We start from the raw sequence: 25,819 nt of genomic DNA on the forward strand, positions 1-25,819 counted from the left end.
CACCACCCCCCGCACCAACACCGAACACACCATCACCACCATCTGGTCCGACATCCTCGGCATCGACACCATCGGCATCCACGACAACTTCTTCGCGCTCGGTGGGCAGTCCATCAGCGCGGTGCGGGTGGCCTCCCGGGTCCGGGAGGCCGGTCTGCCGGTCACCCTTCAGCAGATCATGAGGCATCCCACGGTGGCCGAACTGGCCGCCGTGCTGGACGCCCCGGAGACCGGGGCCGCCGGCGGACTGGTCGTACTCCTCTCGTCCGAAGCCGACCCCACTCTGCCCCGGCTGTTCTGCGTACACCCGGGCGGCGGGAGCACACATCCGTACAAGGCGCTCGCCCAGCGCCTGGCCGGGGCGTTCACCGTGTACGGCATTCAGGCGCCGGGGCTGGACGCGAGCGAGTCGCCGCTCTTCGGCTTCGAGGCCATCGCGGACCGCTACTGGCGGGAGATCCGCCGGGTGCAGCCGGAGGGCCCGTGCACGATCCTCGGGTGGTCGACCGGTGCCGTGATCGCGCACGCGATGGGGGTGCGGGACCCGCAGGCGGTGGCCGCGCTTCTCCTGCTGGAGCCGGCGGTGACCGGCGACGACCAGCAGGACCGGTTCCAGCGGCACGCAGAGGTGTACCGCCGGGTGAGCGCCTTGTGGCAGCGGGGTCAGGACGAGTCCGGTGTCCAGCGCGCCTGTACCGAAGGGGAGATGAAGCGCCTGGCCCCGGAAATGAATATCGAGGAAGCCGCGATCACGCTGGACGAGTGGTTGCCCTACTCGGTGCTGGAGACCGAGGTACGCTCGCTCGCCGCCTACCGGCCCGTGGGGTCGACGGCCCCGGCAACGCTGTTTGTCAGCGACACGGTGCGCGAAGGCAGCGGCGACGAGGTGCCGCAGGCGCGGTACATCACGCACTGGCGCGAGCTCTACCCGATGGGTCTGGACATCCGTCCGATGCCGGGGCGCCACATGGAGATGGTCAAGGGTGAGGAGCAACTGTCCGTGCTGGTCGCCGTGGTGCGAGAGGCCGTGACGGACGGCTTCGGCCGGGAGGCGGGGCTGCTGCTGCCGGTCTGACGGGTATCACGCTGCCCGAAGCCGCCCTCCGCTCGTGCGGGGGGCGGCTGCCCGTTGTCAGGGGGACGCCGACGGGTTCCGGTGAGGGGCCTGCCGAGCGCGGCAGGACCCTCACCATTGCAGGCCTCCTCATCGGGTGCGGGCCCGTGTTTGTGCAGGCCCCTCACCCGATGCCGTCCGCGCCGCCGGCGGCGCGGCCCATACCGAACGCACCGGCCCCGGGCTCCCTCCGCGTACTGCGGGAGGAGCCCGGGGCCGGGGCGGAACCTCGACTGCGACGGTCTGGTCAGTTCACCACCGTGTCAGCTCCGGAAAGAATCCGGGAACTTCGGTGGCCCGGCCGCTTTCCAGGGCTGTCCGGTAGATGTGGCAGCCGACCGCCAGGTCCAGGACGCCGAGGCCGAACGGGGAGAAGACGATGGGGCGGTCCCGGTCGAGGACGACCTTGCCGCGCAGGACGTCGGCGAGGGTGCCGTCGATGAAGTCGCGGGTGCCGTACTCCGTCTCGGTGAGGTGGGGTGAGGTCTGAGCGGTGAGGCAGTGGTCGATGTCGTCGAGGACGTTGTGGCACTTGATCATGACTGTGGGGTGGATGTCGCGCAGGGACAGGTTCAGGATGAGCTGGTCCGGAAGCAGGGGCTGGCCGTCCGCCAGCCACGGCGCCGGCGCGGTGGTCGCGAGGACCACCAGGTCGGCGGTGGCCAGGGCCGCGTCGATCTCTGGGACCGCTCTGGCCTGCCACCCGTGGGCTTCGGCCGCGTAGGTGGCGAACTTCTCGGCGTACGAGTCCACATGGTCGTGGACGAGACACTCGCCGACGTTGAGTCCACGGGCCGCGAGGAAGTCGGAGACCGTACGGCCGATGACGCCGGCGCCGACGAAGAGCACCGTTCGGGGCGCGTCGTCGGGGGCCAGGGTCTCCACGGCGAGTGCGGCGGAGGCCGCCGTACGGGCGGCGCTGATGCGGGACGCCTCCAGGCAGGCGAACGGATATCCGGTCTCGGCGTCGTTGAGGAGCAGGACCGCGGAGGCGCGGGGCAGGTTCTGCCGTACGTTCTCCGGGTAGCTGGCGATCCACTTCAGGCCGGAGACCGGTGCCTCGCCGCCCAGGTGGGCGGGGAGGGCGATGATGCGGGCGCCGGGGTTCTCGGGGAAGCGCAGGAAGTAGCTGTCGGGGTTCACGGTGTCGCCGCGGCTGTGCTGGAGGTAGGTGTCCCGCACGATCTCCAGGATCTCGGACGGTGCGGAGGTGATGACGTCTCGGGCGACGGCGCCATCTATCACATGAAAAGCAGACATCGGCATTCCCTTTCGCGGGCGGGGCGCGGGGCGGTGGTGGTCATGCGAGGACACCGAGGTGTTGTTCCACCCAGGCGTCGTTGTAGACCGTGCCGAGGTAGCGCTCGCCCAGGTCGGGTGAGATCGCGGCGATACGGGAGCCGGCGGGGAACGCGTCGGCGTACTGGCGGATCGCGGCCAGGACGGATCCGGTGGAGCCTCCGACCAGGAGGCCGTGAGTGCGGGCGAGCAGTCGGCACTCGTGGACCGCGTTCTCCTCGGTGACCAGCACGACGTCGTCGGCAAGGCCGGCTTCGAAGAGCTCGGGGACGCGGCTGGCGCCGATTCCGGGGATGAGGCGGGGTCCGGGCGGTGCCCCGAAGATGACGGAGCCGACGGCGTCCACGGCGACGATCCGGGTGTCCGGGGAGAACTCGCGCAGGTACCGCGAGCAGCCGACGAACGTGCCGGTGGAGCCCGCGCCGACGAACAGGTAGTCGATCTGCTGGAGCTCCTTGAGCAGGGCGCGCGCGGTCTGCTCGTAGTGGGCGCGGGGGTTGGCCGGGTTGGCGTACTGGTTGAGCCACACCATGGCGGGGTCGGCCTCGACGCGGCGCCGGATGTGGGCGATGCGGGACTGGAGGAAGCCGCCGTTGGCGTCGACGGTGTCCACGACGACGACCTCGGCACCGAGGGCGCGCATGTGGTCGATGCTGGTTGCGTTGGTGTTGGGGTCGACCACGCAGGTGAAGGCGTATCCCTTGGTGGCGCAGATGGAGCTGAGGGCGATGCCGAGGTTCCCGGAGGATGATTCGATGACGCGGGCTCCGGGGGTGAGTACGCCACGGTGCTCGGCGGTCTCTACCAGGCTCAGTGCCGTCTTGAGCTTGACGGAGCCGGCCGGGTTGAGTCCCTCGATCTTGAGGAAGACCTCGGCGCCCGGTGCCATCCGTGGCAGTCGGACGAAGAGGTCGTCGGTGACTATCTCGTACGTGTGCTCGTAGATCACGACTCGGGCCTCCACAGGTCCTCGGGGCCGGTCTCGTCCGCCGCGTACCTGCCGAGGGAGCTGACGGCCATGCGCATCTCCAGGGCCATGGCGTCCAGGAGGCGTTCGAGTCCGTGTACGGGGTCCTCGTCGGCGGCTACCAGCGCGGCGCGGCCGAGGCCGACGGCGCGGGCGCCGAGGGCGAGCAGTTTCACGGCGCGGACACCGTCCCAGACGCGTCCGCTGGCGAGCAGGGTGCGGCCGGCGGGTTCGACGCGGCGCAGGCACTCGGCCAGCGGCAGTCCGACATGGCCCAGGAAGCCGGTGGGGGCCCACCCGGTGCCGCCCTCGGCTCCGTCGACGGTGACGGCGTGGGCACCCGAATCCCAGGCGATGTCTGCGGCGTGGCCGACGTCCCTGCCGGGGAAGAGCTTCACCCAGCAGCGAGCGCGCGGGTAGTTGTTGCGCATGAGCTGGATCTGCCGGCGGTAGATCTCGTCGGTGAAGGTACCGGGGCTGGAGCAGCGCAGGACCGCTCCGCCGTCTGTGAGGCGTTCGACGGCGTACTGTCCTTCGAGGTCGGTGGCGACCGCCTCGCTGACCATGGTGAGGCCGCCGAGTCCTGGCTTGGCGCCCTGACCGACCTTCATCTCGAAGCCGAGGCGGCCCGAGGCGAGGAGTCCGGAAACGGCGGAGTCGCTGTAGACGTGGTTCCAGACCTCGGAGTCGGCGTCCTCGGTGCTCTGCTGGACGCAGAGGCCGCCGACGCCGTCGGGCAGTTCCTCGCAGTAGGCGAGGATGCGTTCCAGCAGTCCCTTGCGGTGGTCGTCGCCGCTGCTGCGGAAGCCGTTCATCGGGGCGACGTTCTCCCCGATGACCATGGGGATGCCGAGGCGCCCGGCCTGGCGGCTGAGGGCGAGGCTGGTACCGGCGACGCGGGTGGAGCCGAGGGCCGACACGTACACCGGCAGCGGGGCGTCGAAGCCGCCGAGGCCGGTGGTGAGGCGGACGTCGGAGTAGAGGGGCTCGCGCCCGAGTTCGATGAGTTGGGCGAGGCGGCCGGGCATGAAGACAGGCGGCGCCAGGCGCAGGGCGTCGATCTCGTCGCCCGGCTCGCGCGTCCCGCCGAAGACGGCGGTGCCGTAGCTGTCCAGGGGCGGGAAGACGGCGGCGGATCCGTCGCGGGCACGGGCGCGGATGGCGTCCTCGGGCAGGCCGGGTGCGGTCAGGTACGTCACGGGGACACGACCCCCGCGAGCTTCGGGAAGGCGGTGGCCTGCCATACGGAGTCGAGGCCGGCGACCCAGCGGGTGAGGCGTTCCAGGCCGATGCCGAAGCCCCCGCTCCGGGGAATACCGTGCCGGGCGACATCGAGATACCAGGCGTACTTGGCGGGGTTCTCGCCGGTCTCCCGCATCCGGGTGACCAGGGCGGCGTATTCACTCTCGCGCTCGCTGCCGCTGCACAGTTCACCGCAGGACTCGGGTGCGATCAGATCGAAGTTGAGCAGGGTGCCGGGCTCGGCCGGGCTCTCCTTGTCGTAGAAGCCGCGAGAGCCCTTGGGGTAGCCGACGACGAAGAACGGGGCTTCGGCCTGGCGGGAGACGCGCTCCTCGGCCTCCCACTCGATCTCCGTGCCTTCGGCCTGCGGGTAGCCGTCGCGGCGCAGCCGCTCGACGACCTCGCCGTGCGGCACACGGGCGAACGGCCGGGCGACGAACCGGCGCAGGGTGTCGGGATCGCGGCCCAGTACGGCGAGTTCGGCGCCGCACTCGTCGGCGACGGTGGTGACCGCATGACGGACGAGACCCTCGGCGATGTCCATGGCGTCGTCACGGGTGGCACCCGCGTACTCGACGTCGATCTGCCGGAACTCGGCGAGGTGACGGTTGGTCGTGCTGGTCTCCACCGGTTCCAGGCGGACGTTGGGCGCGATGAGGAAGATGCGGTCGTACGCCAGCAGGGACGCCTGCTTGTAGAGGATGGCGCTGGTCATCAGCTTGTAGCGGTGGCCGTAGAAGTCGACGTCGACCTGCTTGGCGCCGCGCGAGCCGGGGTCGGTGACGGGACCGATGATCGGGTGGGCCATTTCCACCGCGTCATCGGCACGCAGGTAGGCGCGGGCACCCGCGACCAGGGCCTGCTGGACGCGTAGGGCCGCCCGGGTGCGCGGGTCACGCAGGTGTTCCAGCGGCGAGGGCAGGGCGGGAGCGGCGGCGAACGCCAGGGAATGATCGGTCTGGAGTGTCATGTCGGTCCTTGTCCGGTCGACGAACGGTTCACTGGCCCGAGAAGGGCTTCGGAGGGGGTGACGAGCGGTCAGCTCGCTCGGGCGAGCGAGACGGCGGGCGCGTCGTAGCGGGTCTTGACGTGCTGGAGCGCGTACATCAGTCCCGACGAGGTCAGGCGGCGGGAGCTGTGCACGGCGGCGGTGGGGCCGAGCGGCAAGGAGCCGGTACGGGACCACTCCAGCCGGCCCTGCTCGGAGATGACGCTGCGGGTGCGGCCCGCGTTGTCGGGGTGCAGGCAGAAGGGGACGTCGAGGTAGCCACGGGCGAAGGCCCGGATCAGGGCCTGCCCGAGGTCGTCGTGCAGGCCGAGGACGGCCTCCACGAGAGCGCGGGCCTCCTCCTCGACGCCGGTGGACGGTGGTGGTGCGGTGCGCCGCACGGACCGCGCGGCGTTCGTGGCCGTCTCCAGCGCCGTGACGTTCTCGGCGACCGACGGAATACGGGCGGCCTCGGCGGCCGTCTTGACGATGAGGCGCGCGGCTCCGGTCCGTACCGCGAGCCGGGCGGCGTCCGCGACGAGGGCCAGCGCGCCGGGCCTGGTCTCCGGATAAACACCCATGTAGGCGTAGACGACCACGTGCCAGGAGGTGTCCGGGAGATGGTCGGCGGCCAGGGCGCGCAGTGCGTGAACGGCTTCCTCGTCCTGCTCCGCGCTGGTCTGCTGGGCGTAGCTCAGGGAGACGCTGCGCAGGCCGTGCTGCCGGAAGAACATCCCTTCCAGTACGGAGAGGGCGATGAGCAGCGAGGGCGGGCAGAGCTGGCCCAGCATGCAGCCGCCGAAGCTCTCCAGGTGCGGTTCGACGCCGGACACCCGGAGCGCGGCCAGCGTGCGGCACGCCTCGCGCCATGCCCGTACGGACGTGGCCAGCGAGGTACGCCCGTAGGGCAGGCAGTAGGAGACGGGGCCGCCCTCGGTGGCGTCGAGCCCGGCGTCGATCAGTGCCTCGACGATGCGGCCGGGCCGCGCGGAGCCGTGCCGCACCTGGACGGGGAAGTCCTCGCCATGGACGCCGTCGAGCAGCCCGGTGGTGGTGGCGACGGGCATGCTCACGAGCGGGTATCCGTTGAGCGGGTGCCCCTGGGCAGCGGCGCGGGCGGCGGCGGCGTAGTCGCCGACGCGGGTGAAGCTGTCGAGGGTGAGGGTGCCGACGGTGGTGGCGGCGGCGCCACGGGTGGCGAGCAGTCCCGCGCGCATCCTGGCGGGGTCGGCGAACCCCATACGGGGCTGGACGACGAGCGTGCCGGAGCGTGCGGCGTCGGCCATGAAGCGGTGGAAGGCCCCACCGTGGGCGGGGCCGGGGCGCGGCGTCGCGCTGCCGCGGGCGGGATCAGCGGACGGCATCGGCGTAGGCCCTTCCGTGCCCGCGCTGCGAAAGGGAGTCGAGCAGGGCAAGCAGGCGCGGCACGGCGTTCGCCCCGATCAGGACGGCATCGAAGCCGGCCGCGGTGAGCGCGGGATGAGCGTCAGGGTCGACGGATCCCTCGGTGTCGAGCTTGCCGCCGATGACGAGCGGCACCCGGACCAGGGCGGGCACGGCACGCACCGCGCGGGCCAGGGCCGGGGCCTCTTCGGCGCCGTGGCCGTTGACGGTGCTCACGACGATGAGGTCGGGGGGCCGTGCGGCGGACTCGGTGACCAGGGTGTCGACCGGGACGCAGGCACCGAGGTTGGTGACCTCCCATCCCTGTTCCTCCAGCAGGAGGTGGAGGAACAGCAGGTTCCAGGTGTGCGCGTCCGAGGGGATGGTGCTCAGGACCACGCGGGGCGGGCTCTCCGGGGGCTGGTGACGCTGGTACACGAACGGCTTTCCTCTCGACACCGTAGGGGCCGCGATCACTGCGATCGGGCCGGTCATCCGGGGCATGCCCTGCCCTGATCGATTCTCCGAAGTCCCTTCCGTCTTGCGGACGTTCGGCGGCACTTCGGGGAGTCGGCTCCGGACGTCCGGGCTGTCGGCGGGTGACGACGTCCATCGTGGCCAGCGGTGTTCCCCCGCGGCACTGGGCACTTGTGGCCAACTGCCGGGGCGTCACTTGTGCCCACTGGGGGCGCCCGTGCGCGCGTCCTAACGTGCTCACCGCGGACGTCCTTCCGGCGGTGAACCGCTTGTACCGCTGACAACGTGCTGACGATGGGGAGTGAACGGTGGCTGATCACCAGGTGGAGGAGTGGCGGCACGCGCTGGCGGGCCTGGAGCCGCTGGAACTGCCGGCGGACCGGCGCCCGACGGACGACGGGCCGGGTCCCTCGGAGCGGGTCGTCTTCGACGTACCCGCCGTGACGGCAAAGGCGCTGTCCGCGACGGCGCACGAGCGGGGGACGGATCTGCCGACGACCCTGCTGACGGTGTTCCAGGCACTGGTCGCACGGCACTCAGGCCGGGGCGATGTCCCGGTGGTCGTACGGGGCGACGACGGACTGGTACGGGCCGTACGGGGCCCGGACGGCGACCCGCTGTTCGAGGACGCGCTGACACACGTCGCGACGGCCCTGCGTGCGCGGCGCGGCCTGCCCTACGCGCGGCTCATGGAGGCGGCCGGCGGTGCGCTGGACGATGCCCCGTGCTTCGCGTGGCACACGGCAGGCGAGGCTCCGGCCATGCTCGCGCCCACGGCGCAGGTCACCCTGGAACTCGCCGCCGACGGCGACGCGCTGCGTGGAGTCCTGGGTTACCGCACGGACCTGTTCGACCGGGCCACGGCGGAGCGCCTGGCGGACCACTTCGGCGTCCTCGCCCGGTCCGCCGCCGAGGCACCGGGAACGCGGCAGGCCGCGCTGGAGATGCTGACGGCGACTGAGCGGACGCGGATCCTCACCGAGTGGAACGGCGCCCGCTCCGCGTTCCCGGACACGTCGACCGTCCACCGGCTGGTCGAGGAGCGGGCCACCCGGCAGCCGAACGCGGTCGCCCTGGAGCATGGCGGGCAGCTGCTGACCTACCGTGCGCTGGACGAGCGGGCGAACCGGCTCGCGCGCCGCCTCGGCGAGCGGGGCGTCGGACCCGGCGCGCTGGTCGCAGTGTGCCTGGACCACGGCGCCGATCTGGTGTGCACCCTGCTCGGGGTACTCAAGTCCGGTGCCGCATACGTGCCGTTGGACCCGTCCTATCCGGCCGAGCGGCTGCGCTACATGGTCGGTGACAGTGCGGCGCCCGTGGTGGTCACGCAGTCCGCACACGCCTCCCTGTTCGCGCCGGGACCCGAACTGCTGCTCACCGACAGTGGCTGGCCGGACGGCGACAGCTCGGCCCCGGTGGTCGAAGCAAGCGCCGACGACCTGGCCTACGTCATCTACACCTCGGGCTCGACGGGCCGTCCCAAGGGTGTCCGTGTGGCGCACCGGGGTGTCGTCAACTACCTGCACTGGTGCGACCGCAACTATCCGGCCGCGCCCGGTGCCGAAATCGGCTCGTTGCTGTGCTCGTCGGTGGCCTTCGACCTGACGGTCACCGCGCTGTTCCTCCCGCTGGTTCAGGGGCTGCGCCTGACGATACCGATCCCAGGTCCTGGGCAGACGGTGTTCGACGCGGCCTTGGATCTCGTGGCGTGCGGCGCGCGGATCAGCTTCCTCAAGGCCACGCCCTCCCATCTGGAGCTGTTGGCCGCCCGGCTGGAGCGGGGCGGGTTGCGGCACGGCATCGCGACGGTGGTGGCGGGCGGCGAGGACCTGACACCGGCGCTGACCCACCGGGTGCTGGTGAGCGGCGCGGACGACACGGCCGTCGTCAACGAGTACGGGCCGACCGAGGCGACCGTGGGCAACGTGGTCAGCCGGACGGTGTCGGTGGACCCCGCGGCGGAGCACGTGCCGATGGGCCGCGCGATCGACAACACCGAAGTCTTCGTGGTCGGCGCGCACGGCGAGGTCCAGCCGGCAGGCGTGCCGGGCGAGTTGCTGATCGGCGGGGTGAACGTGGCCCTCGGCTATCTGGGGCGGCCCGATCTGACGGCGGAGCGGTTCGTGCCCCACCCGTTCTCGGCGGATCCCGACGCCCGGGTGTACCGCACCGGGGACCTGGTGAAGTGGCTGCCGGACGGGCGACTGGTCTACCTCGGCCGGATCGACGACCAGGTCAAGCTGCGCGGCCATCGGGTGGAACTGGGCGAGATCGAGAACGCCCTGCTCGCCCGGCCGGGCGTGGCGGCGGCGACCGTCGTGGTCCGCGAGGACGTCCCGGGCGACAAGCGCCTGGTGGCGTATCTGGTGGCGGCGGGCGATGCCGGTCCGGCGGCGTCCGATCTGCGCCGGGCCTTGGCGCGGGTTCTGCCGGAGCACATGGTGCCCGCCCGGTACGTGACGCTGGAGCGGCTTCCTCTGACGCCGAACGGCAAGGTGGACCGTAAGGCGCTGCCTGCGCCGCAGGGCCACCGCCCGGAGCTGCCCGTGGCGTACACGGCGCCCAGCACAGCGACGCAGGTGGCGGTCGTCGGTATCTGGGCCGAGTTGCTGGGCGTGGACCCGGTGGGCATCGACGACGACTTCTTCGAGCTGGGCGGGCACTCTCTGCTGGCCGCCCGGGTCGCTTCCCGGCTGCGCCGGGACCTGGGCGTGGACGTGTCCCACCGCACCCTGTTCGAGGCGTCGACCCCCGCGCTGCTGGCGACCGCCCTCGACGCGCTCGCCCCGGGCACGGTGACGGCGATGCCGCGCGCGGACCGGTCGGAGGGGCCGCTGCCACTGTCGTTCGCCCAGCAACGGCTCTGGTTCCTGGACCAGTTGGAGCCGGGACGAGCGGAGTACGTCGTCCCTACCGGGCTGCGGGTCACGGGCCGCTTCGCACCGGACGTGTTCGGAGCCGCGCTGACAGCGCTGGTGGCCCGGCACGAGATCCTGCGGACCCGGTTCGTGGCGGACGGCACAGGCCGTCCGGTCCAGATCGTCGAGGCGCCGCGAGAAGTGGCCGTCGAGGTGCACGACGCACGGGGCCTCGGTGGCGACGCGGCGCTCGGCATCCTGCGCGGGGCGGCAGGAATGCCGTTCGACCTGGCGGCGGGGCCGCTGCTGCGAGCGGTGGCGGTGCGTGTTGCCGAGGAGGAGTGGCTGCTGCTGATCGCGCTGCACCACATCGTCTCCGACGGCTGGTCGGAGGGTGTCCTGGCACGGGAGCTGCGGGAACTGTACGGGGCGGCGGTAGCGGGCCGTGAAGCCGGTCTCGTACCGCTGGAGCTCCAGTACGCGGACTTCGCGGCCTGGCAGCGGGAGGCCCTGGACGGGCCGGCGTTGGACGGACAGGCAGCGTACTGGCGCGACCGGCTCGCCGGCCTCCAGCCGCTGGAGCTGCCGACCGACCACCGCCGTCCGGCCGAGCGGTCGGGCCGCGGTGACGCGGTCGCCTTCACCGTGCCCGCCGACGTGGTCGAAGCGGCCCGGCGGACGGCGGCGGGGCACGGCGCCAGCCTGTTCATGTCCCTGCTGGCGGTGTTCCAGCTGCTCATGGCGGAGTACAGCGGGCAGGAGGACATCGCGGTCGGCAGCCCGGTCGCCGGACGCAGCCGGGCCGAGACCGAGGAGCTGATCGGCTTCTTCGTCAACACCCTCGTGATGCGCACCGACCTGTCCGGCGATCCGACCTTCGGTGATCTGCTCGACCGGGTCAGGGAGACCGCACTCGGTGCGTACGACCACCAGGAGCTGCCGTTCGAGCGGCTGGTGGAGGAACTGGCGCCGGAGCGGGATCTGTCGCGCACCCCGCTGTTCCAGACCATGTTCGTGCTCCAGAACACACCGGACGGGAACGCGTGGGAGCTACCGGGTCTTGAGGTGGAGCCGTTGGCGGTGCGGACGGAGGAGGCCAAGTTCGACCTGACGCTGTTCCTGACCGAACGGCCCGACGGTTCGCTCGACGGAAATCTCGTGTTCGCCGTGGATCTGTTCGAACGCGCGACGGCGAGACGGCTGGCCGGTCACTTCACCACGCTGCTCGAAGCGGCGGTCTCGGGCCGGAGGAAGCGGCTGTCGGAGCTGGAGGTGCTGGTCGGCGCCGAGCGTCGGCGCGTGCTGACCGAGTGGTCCGGGACGTCGTCCCTCTCCCCGGACACCGCCACGACGGCGCACCGGCTCGTCGAGGAGCGCGCCGCGCAACTGCCCGGTACGGCAGCAGTACGGTCGGAGACCGGGGAGCTGACGTACCTGGAGCTGAACGAGCGTGCCAATCGGCTCGCCCGGCACCTGCGGTCGCTCGGTGCCGGGCCCGGCCGGGTGGTCGCCGTCTGCCTGGAGCGCGGGCCCGACCAGATCACCGCGCTGCTCGCGGCGCTGAAGTCGGGGGCCGCGTACGTGCCCCTTGACCCGGAGCTGCCGGCGGACCGGCTCGCGTTCATGATCGAGGACTCCGGAGCTGCGCACGTGGTGACCGACGCCGCGCACACGGCCCGGCTGCCCCGCACACCCCATCGCTTCCTCACCGACCGGGACTGGCCGCGCATCCAGGATCTGGCGCCGCACGACCCGGAACCCGCCGCCGCCCCGCACGACCTGGCCTATCTGATCTACACCAGCGGCTCCACCGGCCGCCCCAAGGGGGTACAGATCGAGCACCGAAGCCTGGTCAACCTGATCCACTGGACGGTGGAGAGCTTCGGCGCGGCGCCGGGCCGCCGGGTCGCGCACCTCGCGGGAATCGGCTTCGACGCGGCGGCGTGGGAGCTGTGGCCCGCGCTGGCGGCCGGTGCCACCGTGTGCGTCCCCGACGACACGGTGCGGCGCACGCCTGAGCTGCTCCAGCGCTGGCTGGCCGGGCGGCGGGTGCACGGCACATTTCTCTCCACACCCATGCTGGAGGCGCTGGCCGCGCTGGACTGGCCGGAGACGACCTCACTGGCGTACGTCCTCACCGGCGGTGATGCGCTGCGTCTGCCGGCCGGGCTGCGGCTGCCGTTCCGCGTCGTCAACAATTACGGGCCGACCGAGTCGACGGTGGTCACGACATCCGCCGAGGTGGTGCCGGGGGTACCGGTGCCGCCGATCGGCCGGCCGGTACGCAACACCGTCGTCCATGTCGTCGACCGGCACGACCGGCCGGTGCCGATCGGAGTCCCGGGTGAACTCCTGGTCGGTGGTGCCGGGTTGGCACGCGGCTACCAGGGGCTGCCGCAGCAGACGGCGGAGCGGTTCATCACCGTGGACATCGACGGCACACCCCGGCGGGTCTACCGCACCGGGGACCGGGTGCGGTGGCTGCCCGATGGGCAGCTGGAGTTCCTGGGACGGCTCGACGACCAGGTGAAGCTGCGCGGTCACCGCATCGAACCGGGCGAGATCGAATCGGTGCTGCTGGCCGGCCCGGACGTCACGGGCGCGACCGTCGTCCTGCGTGAGGACGTCCCCGGAGACAAGCGCCTGGTGGCGTACGTCGTCCCGAACGGGCCGGCACCGACCACCGAGGGACTGCGCGCCCGGTTGTGCCGCGATCTGCCCGACTACATGGTGCCGTCCGCCTTCGTGGTGCTGGACCGGCTGCCGCTCACCGCGAACGGCAAGGTGGACCGGCGTGCGCTGCCCGCGCCCGGGCCCCGCTCGCCCGGGGAGAACGTCGCGCCGCGCACACCGGCCGAGCGCGCGGTGGCGGCGGCCTGGTCACAGGTGCTGGACACGGACGTCACCAGTGTCGACGACAACTTCTTCGCGCTGGGAGGCCATTCGCTGCTGGCCACGCAGGTCACCTCGCGGCTGCGGACCGCACTCGGCGTGGAGGTGCCGGTACGGGCCGTGTTCGCGGCGCCGACGGTCGCCGCGCTTGGGGCCGTCGTGGCGGGGCTCGACACGGACGATGCGGATCGCATCACGCCCGCTTCGCGGACCGGCGGTCCGCTGCCACTGAGCTCCGCCCAGCAGCGGCTGTGGTTCCTGGACCAGTTGGAGCCGGGACGCGCCGAGTACGTCGTACCGTTCGCGCTGCACGTCCGTGGCGTACTGGATGTGACGGCGCTGGACACGGCGCTCACCGGAATGGTGGCACGGCACGAGATCCTGCGGACCCGGTTCGTCTCCCAGGACGGTGAGCCGGGGCAGGTCATCGACCCCCCGACGCCGGTGGCAGCAACCGTCCACGACCTGCGCCACGTCATCGGTCCGGAGGAAAGGAGTGCGGCGGCGAGGCGGTTCGCCAAGACCGAGGCGGGTCAGCCGTTCGATCTGGCAACGGGTCCGTTGCTGCGCGCCCATCTGGTGCGGCTCGCCGACAACGAGGCGTACCTCCTGCTGACGGTGCACCACATCGTCGCCGACGGATGGTCGGAGGGAGTCATGGCGCGGGAGCTGCGCGAGTGGTACCAGGCTGCGGTATCGGGGGTGGTGCCAACCGGTCTGCCCGAACTTCCGGTTCAGTACGCGGACTTCTCCGTGTGGCAACGAGAGCGACTGGCCGGCGGCGCGCTGGAGGAGCAACTGGCGTACTGGCGGGACCGGCTCACCGGGCTGGAGCCGCTGGAGCTGCCGAGCGACCACCGCCGTCCGGCGGGGCCGCCCGAAGGCGGCTCCACCGTGGCGTTCGAGGTCCCGGCCGGGGTCGCCACGCGACTGCGGGCGGCGGCGACGGCGAACGACGCGAGCCTGTACATGGTGCTCCTGGCGGCGTTCCAGGTGCTTCTGGCCAAGTACAGCATGCAGGACGACATCGCGGTCGGCAGCCCGATCGCCGGCCGCAACCGGGCCGAGACCGAGGAACTGATCGGCTTCTTCGTCAACACCCTCGTGATGCGCACCGACCTGTCCGGCGACCCCGCCTTCACCGAGCTCATCGACCGGGTCAAGGACACCGCGCTCGGCGCGTACGATCACCAGGATCTCCCCTTCGAACGCCTGGTGGAGGAGCTGGCGCCCGACCGCGACCCGTCGCGAAACCCACTGTTCCAGATCTTGTTCGCTCTGCAGAACACGCCGGACGGCCACACGTGGAGCCTGCCGGGGCTGGAGGTGGAGCCGTTCGCGGTGACACTGCCGGACGCCAAGTTCGATCTGAGTCTGATGATGTCCGAGGGCCCGGCCGGCAGCCTGCGCGGGACCCTGGAGTACCGCACCGACCTCTTCGAACGGGACACCGTCGACCGGCTGGCCGGCCACTTGGGTACGCTGCTGGAGGCGGTCGCCGATGCCCCCGGGGCCCGGCTGTCGCAGCTGTGCATGCTCACCCCTGCCGAGCGGCGGAAATCACTCATCGAGTGGAACGACACCGCCGCCGCCTGTCCGGACACGGCCACCCTGCACGGCCTCTTCGAAGAGCGGGCGGCCCAGCAGCCGGACACCGTGGCCGTCGAGTGCCCGCAGGCCACACTGACTTACGGCGAGCTGAACGCGCGCGCCAACCGGATCGCCCACCACCTGCGGACCCGGTACGGGGCGCGGCCGGACATGCCGGTGGCGGTGTGTCTGGGCCGCGGGGCCGATCTGGTGACTGCGGAGCTGGCGGTACTGAAGGCCGGGGCGGCGTACGTGCCGCTGGACCCGGAGTACCCCGTCGAGCGGCTGGCGTACATGGTGCGGGACACGCAGACCCCGGTCGTCCTCACCCACGCCGCGTACGCGGACCGGATCCCGTCCGGCGTCCCCCTGCTGCTGCTCGACGAGTGCGACGCCGAAGGGGGCCCGTTGGACGGCGATCCGGTCACCGACCCGGAGCCGGCCGCCACCTCTCACAACCTGGCCTATCTCATCTACACCAGCGGCTCCACCGGCCGGCCCAAGGGTGTCCAGGTCGAGCACCGCAGCCTGATCAATCTGGTCCACTGGACGGCGGGCGAGTACGGCCTTGAGCCGGGGCAGCGGATCGCACTGCTCGCGGGGATCGCGTTCGACGCGGCGGCGTGGGAGCTGTGGCTCGGCCTCACCAGGGGCGCGACCTGCTGCGTCGCCGCCGAGAAGGTCCGGCTCGCCCCGCAGCTGCTGCGGGACTGGCTGGGCGAGCAGGGCGTCCACGCCACGTTCCTGTCCACGCCGATGCTGGAGTCGTTGTCGGCGCTCGACTGGGGCCCGGACAGCACCCTCGACTACGTACTGACCGGCGGCGACCGGCTGCGCATGCCACCGCGCGCCCGACTGCCGTTCCGCGTGGTCAACAACTACGGCCCCACGGAGACCACGGTCGTCGCCACCTCCACCGTATGCGTCCCCGGGGACGCCGTTCCGCCGATCGGCAGGCCGGTCGCCAACACCCGGTGCTTCGTGGTGAACCAGCACGGCACTCCGCAGCCGGTCGGCGTTCCCGGTGAACTCCTCGTCGGTGGCCTGCAGGTGGCGCGCGGATACCTGGGGCGCGGCGATCTGACGCGGGAGCGGTTCGTCCCGTTCGAGGCCGAGGAGGTGGGCGGGCGGGTGTACCGCACCGGCGACCTGGTCCGGTGGCGGCCGGACGGGCAGCTGGAGTTCCTGCGCAGGATCGACCAACAGGTCAAGATCCGCGGCAACCGCATCGAACTGGGCGAGGTCGAAGCCAACTTGATCACCCATCCCGGTGTCGGCGAGGTCGCCGTGATCGTCCGCGAGGACACGGCCGGCGACAAGCGGCTGGTGGCCTACCTGGTGGCCGCGGGAGCGGACGCTCCGAGCATCGCGGAACTGCACGCGCACCTCGGGTGCCATCTGCCCGACTACATGGTCCCGGCGGCGTTCATGGTGCTGGAGCGGCTGCCGCTGACCGCGAACGGCAAGGTGGACCGGGCGGCGCTGCCGGTCCCGGACGGCAGGCGGCCGGACCTCGGAACGTCCTACACGGCGCCGCGCAACACTGTCGAGCGGCACATCACGGCCGTCTGGACGGAGCTGCTGGGCATCGAACGCATCGGCGTCCACGACAACTTCTTCCAGCTGGGCGGGCATTCGCTGCTCGCCACTCAGGTCGCGTCGAGGCTGCGGAAGGCATTGCGGGTCGACGTACCGGTACGGGCGGTGTTCGACCACCCGACCCCCGCCGCACTGGCGCAGAACATCGCGGATCTGATGATGGCGGCGATCAACGCACAGTTCGCGCCGGCCGGATGACGGCGTACGCCCCCACCGCGACGGCGACGGTGGGGGCGTACGGTCACGCACAGGACGCGTCAGACCATGTCCTCGACCTGGATACCACCCTGGGCGATGGCCAGTGCGCCGAGCTGGAAGCGGCTCTGCGCACCGAAGCGATCGGTCAGCTTCTCGGAGAGCCGGCGGACCGTGCGCAGCGAGACGTCCATCCTGCGGGCGGCGGCGGCGTCGGTGAGGCCCTGTGCCCAGAGCCGCAGCACGTGCTGCTCCTGGAGGGAGAGACCGCCTCGGGTACGCGGGCGCGCCTCGGCCAGCGGCAGCGCCTCCTGCCAGAGGCGGGTGAACAGGGCGGCGAACGCCTCGGTGACCGACTCGACGCCGCACACCATGGCGCCGACGATGGACCGGGCGCTGACGACCGGAACCACGGCGTGGGTGCGGTCGCAGAGGATCATCCACGCGGGCAGCGACGGCAGCGTACGGATCGAACCGATGCTGTCGTCCTTCCCCCGTACGCGGCCCATCGCCTCGGGATCGTTGCGCACGCTCTCCAGGACGATGGTGCGGGCCGCCGTGCCGCGCCGTCGCAGTATCTCGTCGATGGGCCGGGCGGACTCGGCGACGGGCACGGCGAGCCGCTCGGTGGGGCCGACGGTCAGCCACTCCTGCTCGCACCCTTCGGCGAGTTCCGCGACCCGCCGCCACACGGCGTCCGCGCCGGCCAGCCACTCGACACCCGGCATGCTGTCCCGGCTGCCGCGGGCGTGCTCGGACAGCAACCGGGTCACTTCCAGTCGGCTGTCCTCCACCTGGAGCCGATGGCGGGCGAGTTCGTCCTGCTGCCGGGCGAGCATCGCTGCCAGGCCCACCCCCGGGTCGACCGGCCGCAAACCGGTGGGGGTGTCGCCGGGGACCACGAGCAGGAGGGCGGACAACCGCTCCAGCCGCTCTCTGACCGTGTCCTCGGCCTCCTTCAGCTGCTCCGCCAGCTCGGTCACTCCGGCGCAGGGCAGGTCGACCATGGCGAGATAGACGCTCCGTGCGAGGGAGTCGATAGCCAGAGAGGTCCGCATGTCCTTCACTCCTGTTGTCTCGGCCGTACGGCACCTGTTGGTCACGAATCGAATCGGACGACGCTCCACAGTCCAGGGCGGAACGGTCCCTTGCCGCTGCGGGAGTCCGTCGGGCAGGCATCAGTAGACGGGAGGCCGGGCGGCGGCGGATGCGGGCGGACCACCCACGTTGTGGCGGACGCTCCCCATAACGTGCGGCCGGTAAGGGCGGGGCGCCGCGCAAGAGCAGGCGACCCGCCCGTCCGCGGCGCGCGGTCCCCGGTACCTTGCGGCACTCACCCGTTCGCGGCAGAGGCTACGATCGCGCGCATGCCTGCCTCGCAGCCGACCGTCCTGGCCACCTCCGGAGGGCATCGCGCCGGTCCCCGTGCGCGGGTGCTGTTCGATTCCCTGGTCCACCACGCGGTCGACCTGTCAGGTGTGGACGGCCGCCGTCCGCGCATCCTGTACCTGGGCACGGCGGTGGGGGACGCGGAGCACGTCACCGCGCGCATGCACGAGGCGGCCAGGGTGGCGGGTTTCGACCTGACGCCGCTGCACCTGTTCCCCATGCCGAACGTGGACGACGTGGAAGGCACGCTCCTCGACCACGACGTCGTGTGGGTCATGGGCGGGTCGGTGGCGAATCTCCTGGCGGTGTGGCGAGTGCACGGCCTGGACCGGGCGCTGCGACGCGCCTGGCAGGCGGGGGTCGTGCTGAGCGGGGTGAGCGCCGGGTCGATCTGCTGGTTCGAGGGCGGCGCGACCGACTCGTACGGACCGGATCTGCGGCCGGTGGTGGACGCGCTCGGCTTCCTGCCGTACGGCAACGGTGTCCATTACGACTCCGACCCGGGGCGCCGTCCGCTGATCCACCGGATGGTCGCGGACGGCACCCTGCCGACGGCGCACTGCACCGACGACGGAGTGGGACTCGTCTATCACGGCACCCGGCTCGTCGAGGCGGTCACGGAATCGGCGGGCAAAGGGGCATACGTGGTGACGTGCGAGGGTGACGGGGTGCGGGAGGAGCGTCTGGAGCCGCGCCTGCTGCCGCGGACCCGGTACTGACTCCTTCCGCGCGGGCGGCCCCGCAGCGGTGGGGCCCTACCGCCGGGACGGGCGTTCCGGCGGGCCGTACGAAGCACAGGCACGGGGGTACGAGCCGTGACCTGCGGGTTCGGCCTCCGGCGCCGGGAACACAGGCCACATGCCCGCAGGTTCGCCGGCTCGGCCCCCCACCCACCGGCGGGGGGCCATCGGAGAACATGGGGGACACACCCCCATGTGGAGGCCGCGCGGTATCTGCGACGTTCTTCCTGTGACCGAATCAGCCGCACCCACGATGCCCCGAAGCGCGCACCTGCCGCTCGCCTGGTGGGCCCCAGCGCTCTCCCTCGCCGAGCGCGTCGGCGCCCCCGGCCGCCCCGCGGCGTCTCCCATGACCGCCACGTCCGGCCGCGCCCCCTGGGCCGCCGGGGACACGGTGGGCTTCGCGGCGCGGCTGGCCCACCTGGGTCTCGACGAACTTGCCGTGTGGGCCCTCGTCGGCGAGGCGCCGGAGCATCTGGCGGACCGCGCCGGCACTCCACGCTGGGCCGGTTACGTCGAAGAGGCCCTGGATCGTGCCGAGGCCCTGGATCGCGCTCACGACGCCGCCCGGCCGGTGCCGGGTGGCGACGCCGCCGGGCCCGAGGTGTTCGCACAGGTCGTGGCACCTCTGGTGGTGCCGGCCTCGGACGCCCTCGACCGGCAGCTGGCGCCGCTTCCTTCAGCGGAACGGAAGGTTCTGCGCGCCTCATTCGAGCAATGGCTGCTGAACCGGATGTCCCGGCAAGCGGCCCGCACACTCGTCCGCGAGCTGGACGGCGCCCGGCGCGCCGGGCGGCTTACCGGGGCCACGCCTCGTGATCGCTTCGCCTCCTTCCTCGCCGCCAGCAGCAGCGCGGACGGCCTGCGGGCGCTGTTCACCGCCTATCCGGTGCTGGCCCGGATGCTGGGCCGGACGGCACTGGACGCGGCCGACGCGGTCGCCGAACTGGGCCTGCGGCTGCACACGGACCGCGAGGAACTGGTGAGCGTCCTTCTCGACGGACGCGATCCCGGCCCGCTCACCCGCATCGAACTGGGCCGTGGCGACGCCCACTGCGGGGGGCGCTCGGTAGCGGTGCTGGAGTTCACGGACGGATCACGGGTGGTGTACAAGCCGCGTCCGTTGGGGCACCACGCCCTGCTGGACGACCTGACCCACTGGCTCGCCGGCCGGGTCGACGGCCTCGAGCTGTGCACCCCGCGCACTGTTCGGCGGCAGGAGCACGGCTGGCTGGAGTTCATCGAGCACCGCTTGTGCGCCTCGGTGACCGAGGCGGACGCCTTCTACCGGCGCCAAGGCGCACTACTGGCTCTGCTGTACGCGGTGGACGGCGCGGACGTGCACTACGAAAACCTCATCGCCGCCGGTGGCCAGCCGGTTCTGGTGGACGCCGAAACGCTGCTGCACACCGGGCTGCCGCAGGCCACCACGGCCGAGGCCGACCCGGCCGCCGACGCCCTCCAGGCTTCCGTGTACCGGACGTGCCTGCTGCCCTATCTGCTGATCGGTGAGCACGGCGCGCTGGACATCTCCGCGCTGGGACGAGCCGAGGAAGGCACGTACCCGAGCGAGGGCCTGCGCTGGGAGGACAGCGGACTGGACACCATGCGAGCCGTACGAGGTCCAGTGGTCAGTCCGGCTGCACAGAACCAGCCGCTGCCCGACGGGCACCACCTCCAGGGCGCCGATCACCGTGCCGCGCTGCTCGACGGCTTTCGCACCACGTACACCGCGATCCGTGCGCACGGCGGGGAACTCACCGAGCCGGGCGCCCTGTTGGCCCGGCACGCGGACAGCCCCGCACGGCTGATCGTCCGCTCCACCCGGCTGTACTCGACCCTGCTGGAGGAATCCACCCACCCGGCGCTGCTCGGCGACGCGCTCGCCCGGGACGCGGCGTTCGCGGTGCTGTGGACCGAGTCGGCGCACGACCCAGCACGCGGCCGGCTGGTGGAGCACGAGACCGAGGACCTGTGGCGCGGGGACATCCCCCTCTTCGTCCACCTGCCGTCCGGCTCGGGGGTGCGTACGGCCGGAGGGACCTGGGTGGCGGACCTGCTGCCGGTGGCGAGCCTGAGCGCGGTCCGCGCCAAGATCGCCCGGATGGACGAGGTCGACTGCCGGGACCAGGAATGGATCGTCTCGGCCGCACTGGCCGCACGCGCGGCCGGCTCCCCGTTGATCCGGCCGCGCTCCGAGCTGGTTCCGGCTCCCATGCCGGCGGTGGTGCCGGAGCCGTCACGGCTGCTCGCCGCGGCCTGCGGGATCGCCGACGAGATCGCCGCCCGCGCCTTGCGGTCCGGCGGCCGGACCAACTGGATCGGCCTGGAACGCCTGCCGGGCGGGCACTGGTCGGTCCTCCCGATGGGCGCCGGACTCGCCCAGGGATACACCGGAGTCGCGCTCTTCCTGGCCCAGGCCGGACTGCTCGCGGGCGCCGACCGCTACACGGAGCTCGCCCACGAGGCGGTACGGCCGCTGCCGGCCCTGCTGAAGATGCTGGCCACCGACCCCGAACTGTGCGCCGCGGTCGGACCGGGAGCGTACAACGGGCTCGGCGGCATCCTGTACGGCCTGGTACGGCTGTCGACCCTCCTCGACGCCGACCTGGCGGACTCGCTGCCCGACGCGCTCACCGCGCTCGAACACGCCGTGGCGGGCTGCGTGGACCCCGGGTTCGCGGACGGTGCGGCCGGCGCCCTGGCGGCGGCGGTCGCCGCCCACGACGCGACGGGCTCCCGCCGGACCCTGGAACTGGCCGACGCGGTGGCGGACGCCCTGGCCCCCGCGGCCGCGCAGGGCGGTGGCACCGCAGAGTTCGCCGAGGGCGCCGCGGGCATCGGCTGGGCGCTGTGGCACCACGCGGACCACCGGGCGGACGGAAAGGGACACCCGGAGGTGGCGGCCGGGCTGCTGCGCTCGGCCAACGCCGCGCCTGACGCCGCCGCGCACGACCCGTCGTGGGCCACCGGCCTGCCCGGGATCGCCGCCGCCACGGCGCATCTGCCGGAGCGCGGCGACCTCGCCGCCCGGCTGGCCGCCCTCGGCGACGGCCCCGACCTCAGTGCGGGCCACGGCGCCTTCGGCGCCCTGGAGGCCCTGTCGGTCCTGGCCGACCGGGGCGACGCCACCGCGTCCGACGCTCTGACCCGCACCGCCGGCCGGGTGCTCGCGACCGTCGAGGCGCAGCAGCACCGCTGCGCCACCCCCGATCAGGTGTCCTCTCCCGGAATGCTGACGGGCCTCGCCGGCATCGGCTACGGGCTGCTCCGTCTCTGCTCCCCCGCCCGTGTCCCGTCCGTGCTCCTGCTGGAGCACTCCTGCCCGAGCCCCCTGCCCGTCTGTTGAGTGCGAGCGCCCCGGTCAGCCGGACCCTGCGATCTTTCCGCTCCTCTCCGCCCTCTCGTAGTCTCCCCTTCCTCTCATCCACGCACTTCCACACGAAGGAGCTCTCCCCATGAACCAGCACTTCAGCCGCGCCACGTCCGTATCCGCCGCCCACGTGGCCGACGCCGCCGACACCGATGCCCTCACGGCTGCCGCCGAGGAGCAGGACGTGGCCGGCGGCATCACCCTCTCGGGCCGCAACCGCGCTTGCGCGCGCGCCCGTATTCTGGCCGGAATGGTTCTCACCAGCGGCATCGTCATCACGCTGAGCTCGATCGACACCTCGGTGTCCGCTCCCCAGTAGCCGCCCCCGGGCCGGCGGCCGGCCGGCTCGGCGGGCCGAGGGGAATCGAAATCCGAACGACACGCTACAATTCCATAATTTCTGATTTATGCTTCGAGATCATGCGCTCCCAAGCACCTTCCCTCATCGGCCGAGATGCCCAACTGGGGCTGCTCGGGCGCGCGTTGTCCGACGCCCAGCAAGGGCGCGGTGGAGTGGTCTTCCTGGTGGGTGAAGCCGGAGCCGGCAAGTCCCGGCTGGCGGCCGAGGCCGTGGGCAGCGCGCTCGGGGTCGGGATGGGCGTCCTGCGGGGACGCAGCAGCACCACCGGCCCAGTGGTGCCCTTCCGGCCACTGACCGAGGCGCTGATGTCACTGTTCCGCACCGGTGAACCGCTGGACGAACTGCCCCTGGGGCCGTACAGACCGGTGCTGGGACGGCTGATCCCCGACTGGAACACCGGCGCAGGCGACAGCAGTTCGATGGTGATCCTGGGCGAGGCCGTGCTGCGCCTCCTCATGGCCACCGACAACGGCCGGGGCCGGCTCCTGGTGCTGGAGGATCTGCACGACGCCGACCCCGAGACACTGGGTGTCCTGGAATATCTCGTGGACAATCTGGAGTACAGCCCGGTCCTGCTGCTCGCGACCGTCCGCACGGACTTCAGCGACGCCCTGGATCTCGCACAGTCGGCCCGCCGCCGCGGCGCGGCCTCGGTCGTGGAACTGCCGCCACTGACCCGCCCCCAGGTACGCGAACTGGTGGCGGGTCAGTTGGGCGCCTCCCTGGAGGAGGTGCCCACACCCGTGCTGGAGCGGTTGTGGGAGGGCAGCGCAGGCAGCCCCTACCTGGTCGAGGAGCTGCTCCAGTCGATGATCAGCGCGGGCACCCTGGTGCAGGGATCGGACGGCTGGCGAACGGTCGGTGACCCGCGTGGCGATGTCTCCTCCGCTCTGGCCCGGGGAATCCTGCGCCGCATCGACCGGCTGGGTGCGGAGGGCCTGACGCTGCTGTCGGCGGCGGCCGTACTGGGCAGACGGTTCCCGCTGACCGTGCTCCAACGGATGACGGGAGTCGACGACCGGGCACTCCTCAGCCATCTGCACGCCGGAGTCGCCGCTCGCCTGGTGGTCCCGGACGAGCCCGCTCCCGACTGGTACTCCTTTCGCCATTCACCCACCGTGGAGGCCCTGTTCACCCAGCTGACGCCCAGCCAGCGTGCGGAACTGGCGCGTCAGGGCGCGGAAGCGGTGGAGAAGCTGCACCCTCAGTTACCCGGCGAGTGGTGCGCGCTCGCGGCGGGGCTGCGGTCCGAGGCGGGCGAGGACGCGGCGGCCGGCAAGCTGTTCACGGAGGCGGGGCGGCGGGCCCTGACGGCCGGAGCGCTCGGTTCGGCGGTGACCTTGCTCAGCCAGGCCGAAACCCTGCTGGCGCGGGCCGGCGACCCGCAGGAGCGGGCGGGTGCGCTGGAGCACCTGCTGCCCGCGCTGGCCGAGTCCGGCGACTTCGACCGGGCCTTGGGCCTGGTCGAGCATCTGCACGCCCTGGACAGCGCAGGGCTGGGTGCGTCACGTCTGGCAGTCCTGCACACCCGGTTGGCCAAGGTGGCGCACACGGCGGGGCACTGGAGCGACGGGAACCGGCAGATCGACCGGGCCCGCGAGGTGCTGGGGGCGAACCCGGACGGTGCGGCGACGGCGGCTGTCGACGTCACCGCCGCCTATCTGGCGCTGGACACCCCGGGCACCGACCGCATCCAACACGCGGAGAAGCTCGCCCGCTCGGCGGCCGACGCCGCCGAGCGCTACGCGCTGCCCTCGGTCGCCTGCCAGGCGTGGGAGCTGCTGGCGACCGTGGCCCGCGAGCGGGACCCGTCCGAGTCCCGGGCCATGCTCGAAAAGGCCCTGTCGACGGCGGAACGGCACCAGCTCCCACTGCGGCGGATGTACGCGGCGACCCGTATCGGCGGCAACGACTGGCTGGCGGAAGGTGACACCGCCGGGCTGCTGTCCGCCCGGGAGGAGGCTCTGCGGCTGGGCTCGATCAACATCGTGCACACCGTGGACGGCATCCTCGTCCTGGACGGGGTGATGCGGGGCGCGCGCGAGGCGACGCGGCAAACCGCCACCGAGGGTCTGACGATCGTGCGCAGGCTCGGGCTCGCCCCGGCCGTCCGGTACCTCCTGATGTCACTGGCCTCGCTGGAGGCGCACCAGGGCGACCGGCAGGCGATGGAGGCCGCTCTCGACTCGTTCGCCGAATGGGAGGGGGCGGGCTCGCAGGAGGAGCCGCTCACGCTGGGCATGGCTCGTGCCTTTTGCGCCCTGATGGAGGAGGACCGGGACCTGGCACGGGCGGAGCTTGGGGCTGTGTCGGCGCTGGAGCGGCACAACCCCACCACCTATCACCTGAGCGGCACGCACGGGGTGGGGCTGCTGCTGGACGTGCTGGCCGGTGACGCGGACCGCGCCCGGCAAGAGAGGGTAGCCGCCACGGCGGTCGGACGGATGCGGTGGAACCGCCAGTTCGTCACGCTCGCGGATGCCGTCCTGCTCGGCCGGCAGGGGCAGGGCGAACGGGCGGCCGAGCGCATCGGTGCAGCGCTGCGCGATGCCGCCGCGTACCCGACCGCCCTGCACCTGGGCCTGCGGCTGGTCGCGGACGCGGCGCACGAGGACGGCTGGGGTGAGCCGGTCGCCTGGCTCAGGCGGGCCGAACACCACTTCCACGAGCAGGGGGTGCCCGCCGTCACGAATGCCTGCCGGGCCGCCCTGCGACGGCTGGGTGCCCCCGTGCACCAGCACCGCAGCGGCACAGACGGCATCCCCGAACAACTGCGGGCCCTCGGCGTCACCGTGCGGGAGTACGAAGCGTTCCGGCTCCTCGCCGACCGGCTGAGCAACAAGGACATCGCCGACCGGCTGTTCATCTCCCCCCGCACGGTCGAGAAGCACATCGCCAGTCTGATGAACAAGACGGGCGCGGCCGACCGGGCGGACCTGTGTGCGCGGTCGACCCGACTGACGAAGTCGTGATGCAAGTCCTGGCCTGTTTCGCTCGGGGTGCGGCTGAGATTCGGGTAGAAACACTGCTCGGCAACTCCGCCTGGCCCAGCCGGGGCGCCGCCCGCACCGAGATCTTCGATTTCGTTGAGGGCTGGTACAACTTGCACCGACTGCACAGCAGCCTCGGCTACCTCAGCCCCGCCGAGTACGAGACCGACTCGCAGCCTGACTACCACACCTCGCTGTGACTTCGGTGAGCATTTCCCCAGGCTGTCCGGCGCACGGCGCGGCGCCCGGTCCTGGCGGGCGCCTTCGCGCCCCGGGGGCAGGTCCGTGGACCCGCCCCCGGGGCGTCGGTGTTACGCGTCCTCGTCGTTGACCCAGCTCATGAGCTTGCGCAGCTCGCGGCC

13 protein-coding genes and 1 pseudogene are annotated in these 25,819 nt (G+C 72.1%); 7 read left to right on the forward strand and 7 right to left on the reverse strand.

Annotation, left to right across the window (positions count from 1 at the left end):
- A partial coding sequence (locus tag ACIRJP_RS38945) for an alpha/beta fold hydrolase (protein ID WP_404185304.1) occupies positions 1-1,075 on the forward strand: 1,075 nt, incomplete at its 5' end.
- 291 nt (positions 1,076-1,366) lie between these two features.
- Here ACIRJP_RS38945 and sbnB read toward each other — a convergent pair.
- The 6 genes from sbnB to ACIRJP_RS38975 form a co-directional block, all read right to left on the reverse strand.
- A complete protein-coding gene (sbnB, locus tag ACIRJP_RS38950; RefSeq protein ID WP_404185307.1) occupies positions 1,367-2,374 on the reverse strand; it encodes a 2,3-diaminopropionate biosynthesis protein SbnB in 1,008 nt (335 codons plus the stop codon).
- A gap of 40 nt (positions 2,375-2,414) precedes the next feature.
- Complete coding sequence (gene sbnA / locus ACIRJP_RS38955) at positions 2,415-3,362, reverse strand: 2,3-diaminopropionate biosynthesis protein SbnA (RefSeq protein ID WP_404185310.1); 948 nt, start codon at positions 3,360-3,362, stop codon at positions 2,415-2,417.
- Positions 3,359-4,579 carry a glutamate synthase-related protein gene (locus tag ACIRJP_RS38960; RefSeq protein WP_404185313.1) on the reverse strand — a complete coding sequence of 407 codons (1,221 nt, stop codon included), beginning with the start codon at positions 4,577-4,579 and terminating at the stop codon, positions 3,359-3,361. Before ACIRJP_RS38960 ends, sbnA begins: the two co-directional genes overlap by 4 nt.
- Entirely contained in the window at positions 4,576-5,592 is a 1,017-nt protein-coding gene (locus ACIRJP_RS38965; RefSeq protein WP_404185316.1) for an asparagine synthetase A, read from the reverse strand. The genes ACIRJP_RS38960 and ACIRJP_RS38965 overlap by 4 nt, the downstream gene beginning before the upstream one ends.
- 68 nt (positions 5,593-5,660) lie before the next feature.
- Positions 5,661-6,974, reverse strand: coding sequence for a methylaspartate mutase (locus tag ACIRJP_RS38970; protein ID WP_404185319.1), 1,314 nt, complete (start codon positions 6,972-6,974; stop codon positions 5,661-5,663).
- On the reverse strand, positions 6,961-7,431 hold the full coding sequence (locus ACIRJP_RS38975) for a cobalamin B12-binding domain-containing protein (protein WP_404185322.1): 471 nt from the start codon (positions 7,429-7,431) through the stop codon (positions 6,961-6,963). Before ACIRJP_RS38975 ends, ACIRJP_RS38970 begins: the two co-directional genes overlap by 14 nt.
- A gap of 347 nt (positions 7,432-7,778) precedes the next feature.
- On the opposite strand from ACIRJP_RS38975, the gene ACIRJP_RS38980 reads away from it, so the two are divergent.
- A complete protein-coding gene (locus ACIRJP_RS38980) occupies positions 7,779-16,607 on the forward strand; it encodes an amino acid adenylation domain-containing protein (protein ID WP_404185325.1) in 8,829 nt (2,942 codons plus the stop codon).
- 59 nt (positions 16,608-16,666) lie between these two features.
- Here the strand turns inward: ACIRJP_RS38980 and ACIRJP_RS38985 are convergent, their stop codons facing one another.
- The gene (locus tag ACIRJP_RS38985) at positions 16,667-17,662 is read right to left on the reverse strand and encodes a LuxR C-terminal-related transcriptional regulator (RefSeq protein ID WP_404185328.1); all 996 of its coding nucleotides are present in this window, start codon (positions 17,660-17,662) and stop codon (positions 16,667-16,669) included.
- Positions 17,663-17,971: 309 nt separating this feature from the next.
- Here ACIRJP_RS38985 and ACIRJP_RS38990 point away from each other — a divergent pair, with 309 nt between their 5' ends.
- From ACIRJP_RS38990 to ACIRJP_RS39010, 5 genes and pseudogenes are all read left to right on the forward strand, one after another.
- A complete protein-coding gene (locus ACIRJP_RS38990) occupies positions 17,972-18,712 on the forward strand; it encodes a Type 1 glutamine amidotransferase-like domain-containing protein (protein ID WP_404185331.1) in 741 nt (246 codons plus the stop codon).
- A 250-nt stretch (positions 18,713-18,962) separates the two neighbouring features.
- Entirely contained in the window at positions 18,963-22,082 is a 3,120-nt protein-coding gene (locus ACIRJP_RS38995) for a type 2 lanthipeptide synthetase LanM family protein (protein WP_404185334.1), read from the forward strand.
- Between the two features lie 109 nt (positions 22,083-22,191).
- Complete coding sequence (locus ACIRJP_RS39000; RefSeq protein WP_404185337.1) at positions 22,192-22,425, forward strand: hypothetical protein; 234 nt, start codon at positions 22,192-22,194, stop codon at positions 22,423-22,425.
- Between the two features lie 101 nt (positions 22,426-22,526).
- The gene (locus tag ACIRJP_RS39005; protein WP_404185340.1) at positions 22,527-25,439 is read left to right on the forward strand and encodes an AAA family ATPase; all 2,913 of its coding nucleotides are present in this window, start codon (positions 22,527-22,529) and stop codon (positions 25,437-25,439) included.
- A gap of 77 nt (positions 25,440-25,516) precedes the next feature.
- Positions 25,517-25,657: pseudogene (locus ACIRJP_RS39010) on the forward strand (IS3 family transposase); the annotation flags it as partial.
- Positions 25,658-25,819 lie beyond the last annotated feature (162 nt).

This window comes from Streptomyces sp. NPDC102437 (assembly GCF_044765565.1).
In the GTDB taxonomy this organism is placed as follows: Bacteria; Actinomycetota; Actinomycetes; order Streptomycetales; family Streptomycetaceae; genus Streptomyces.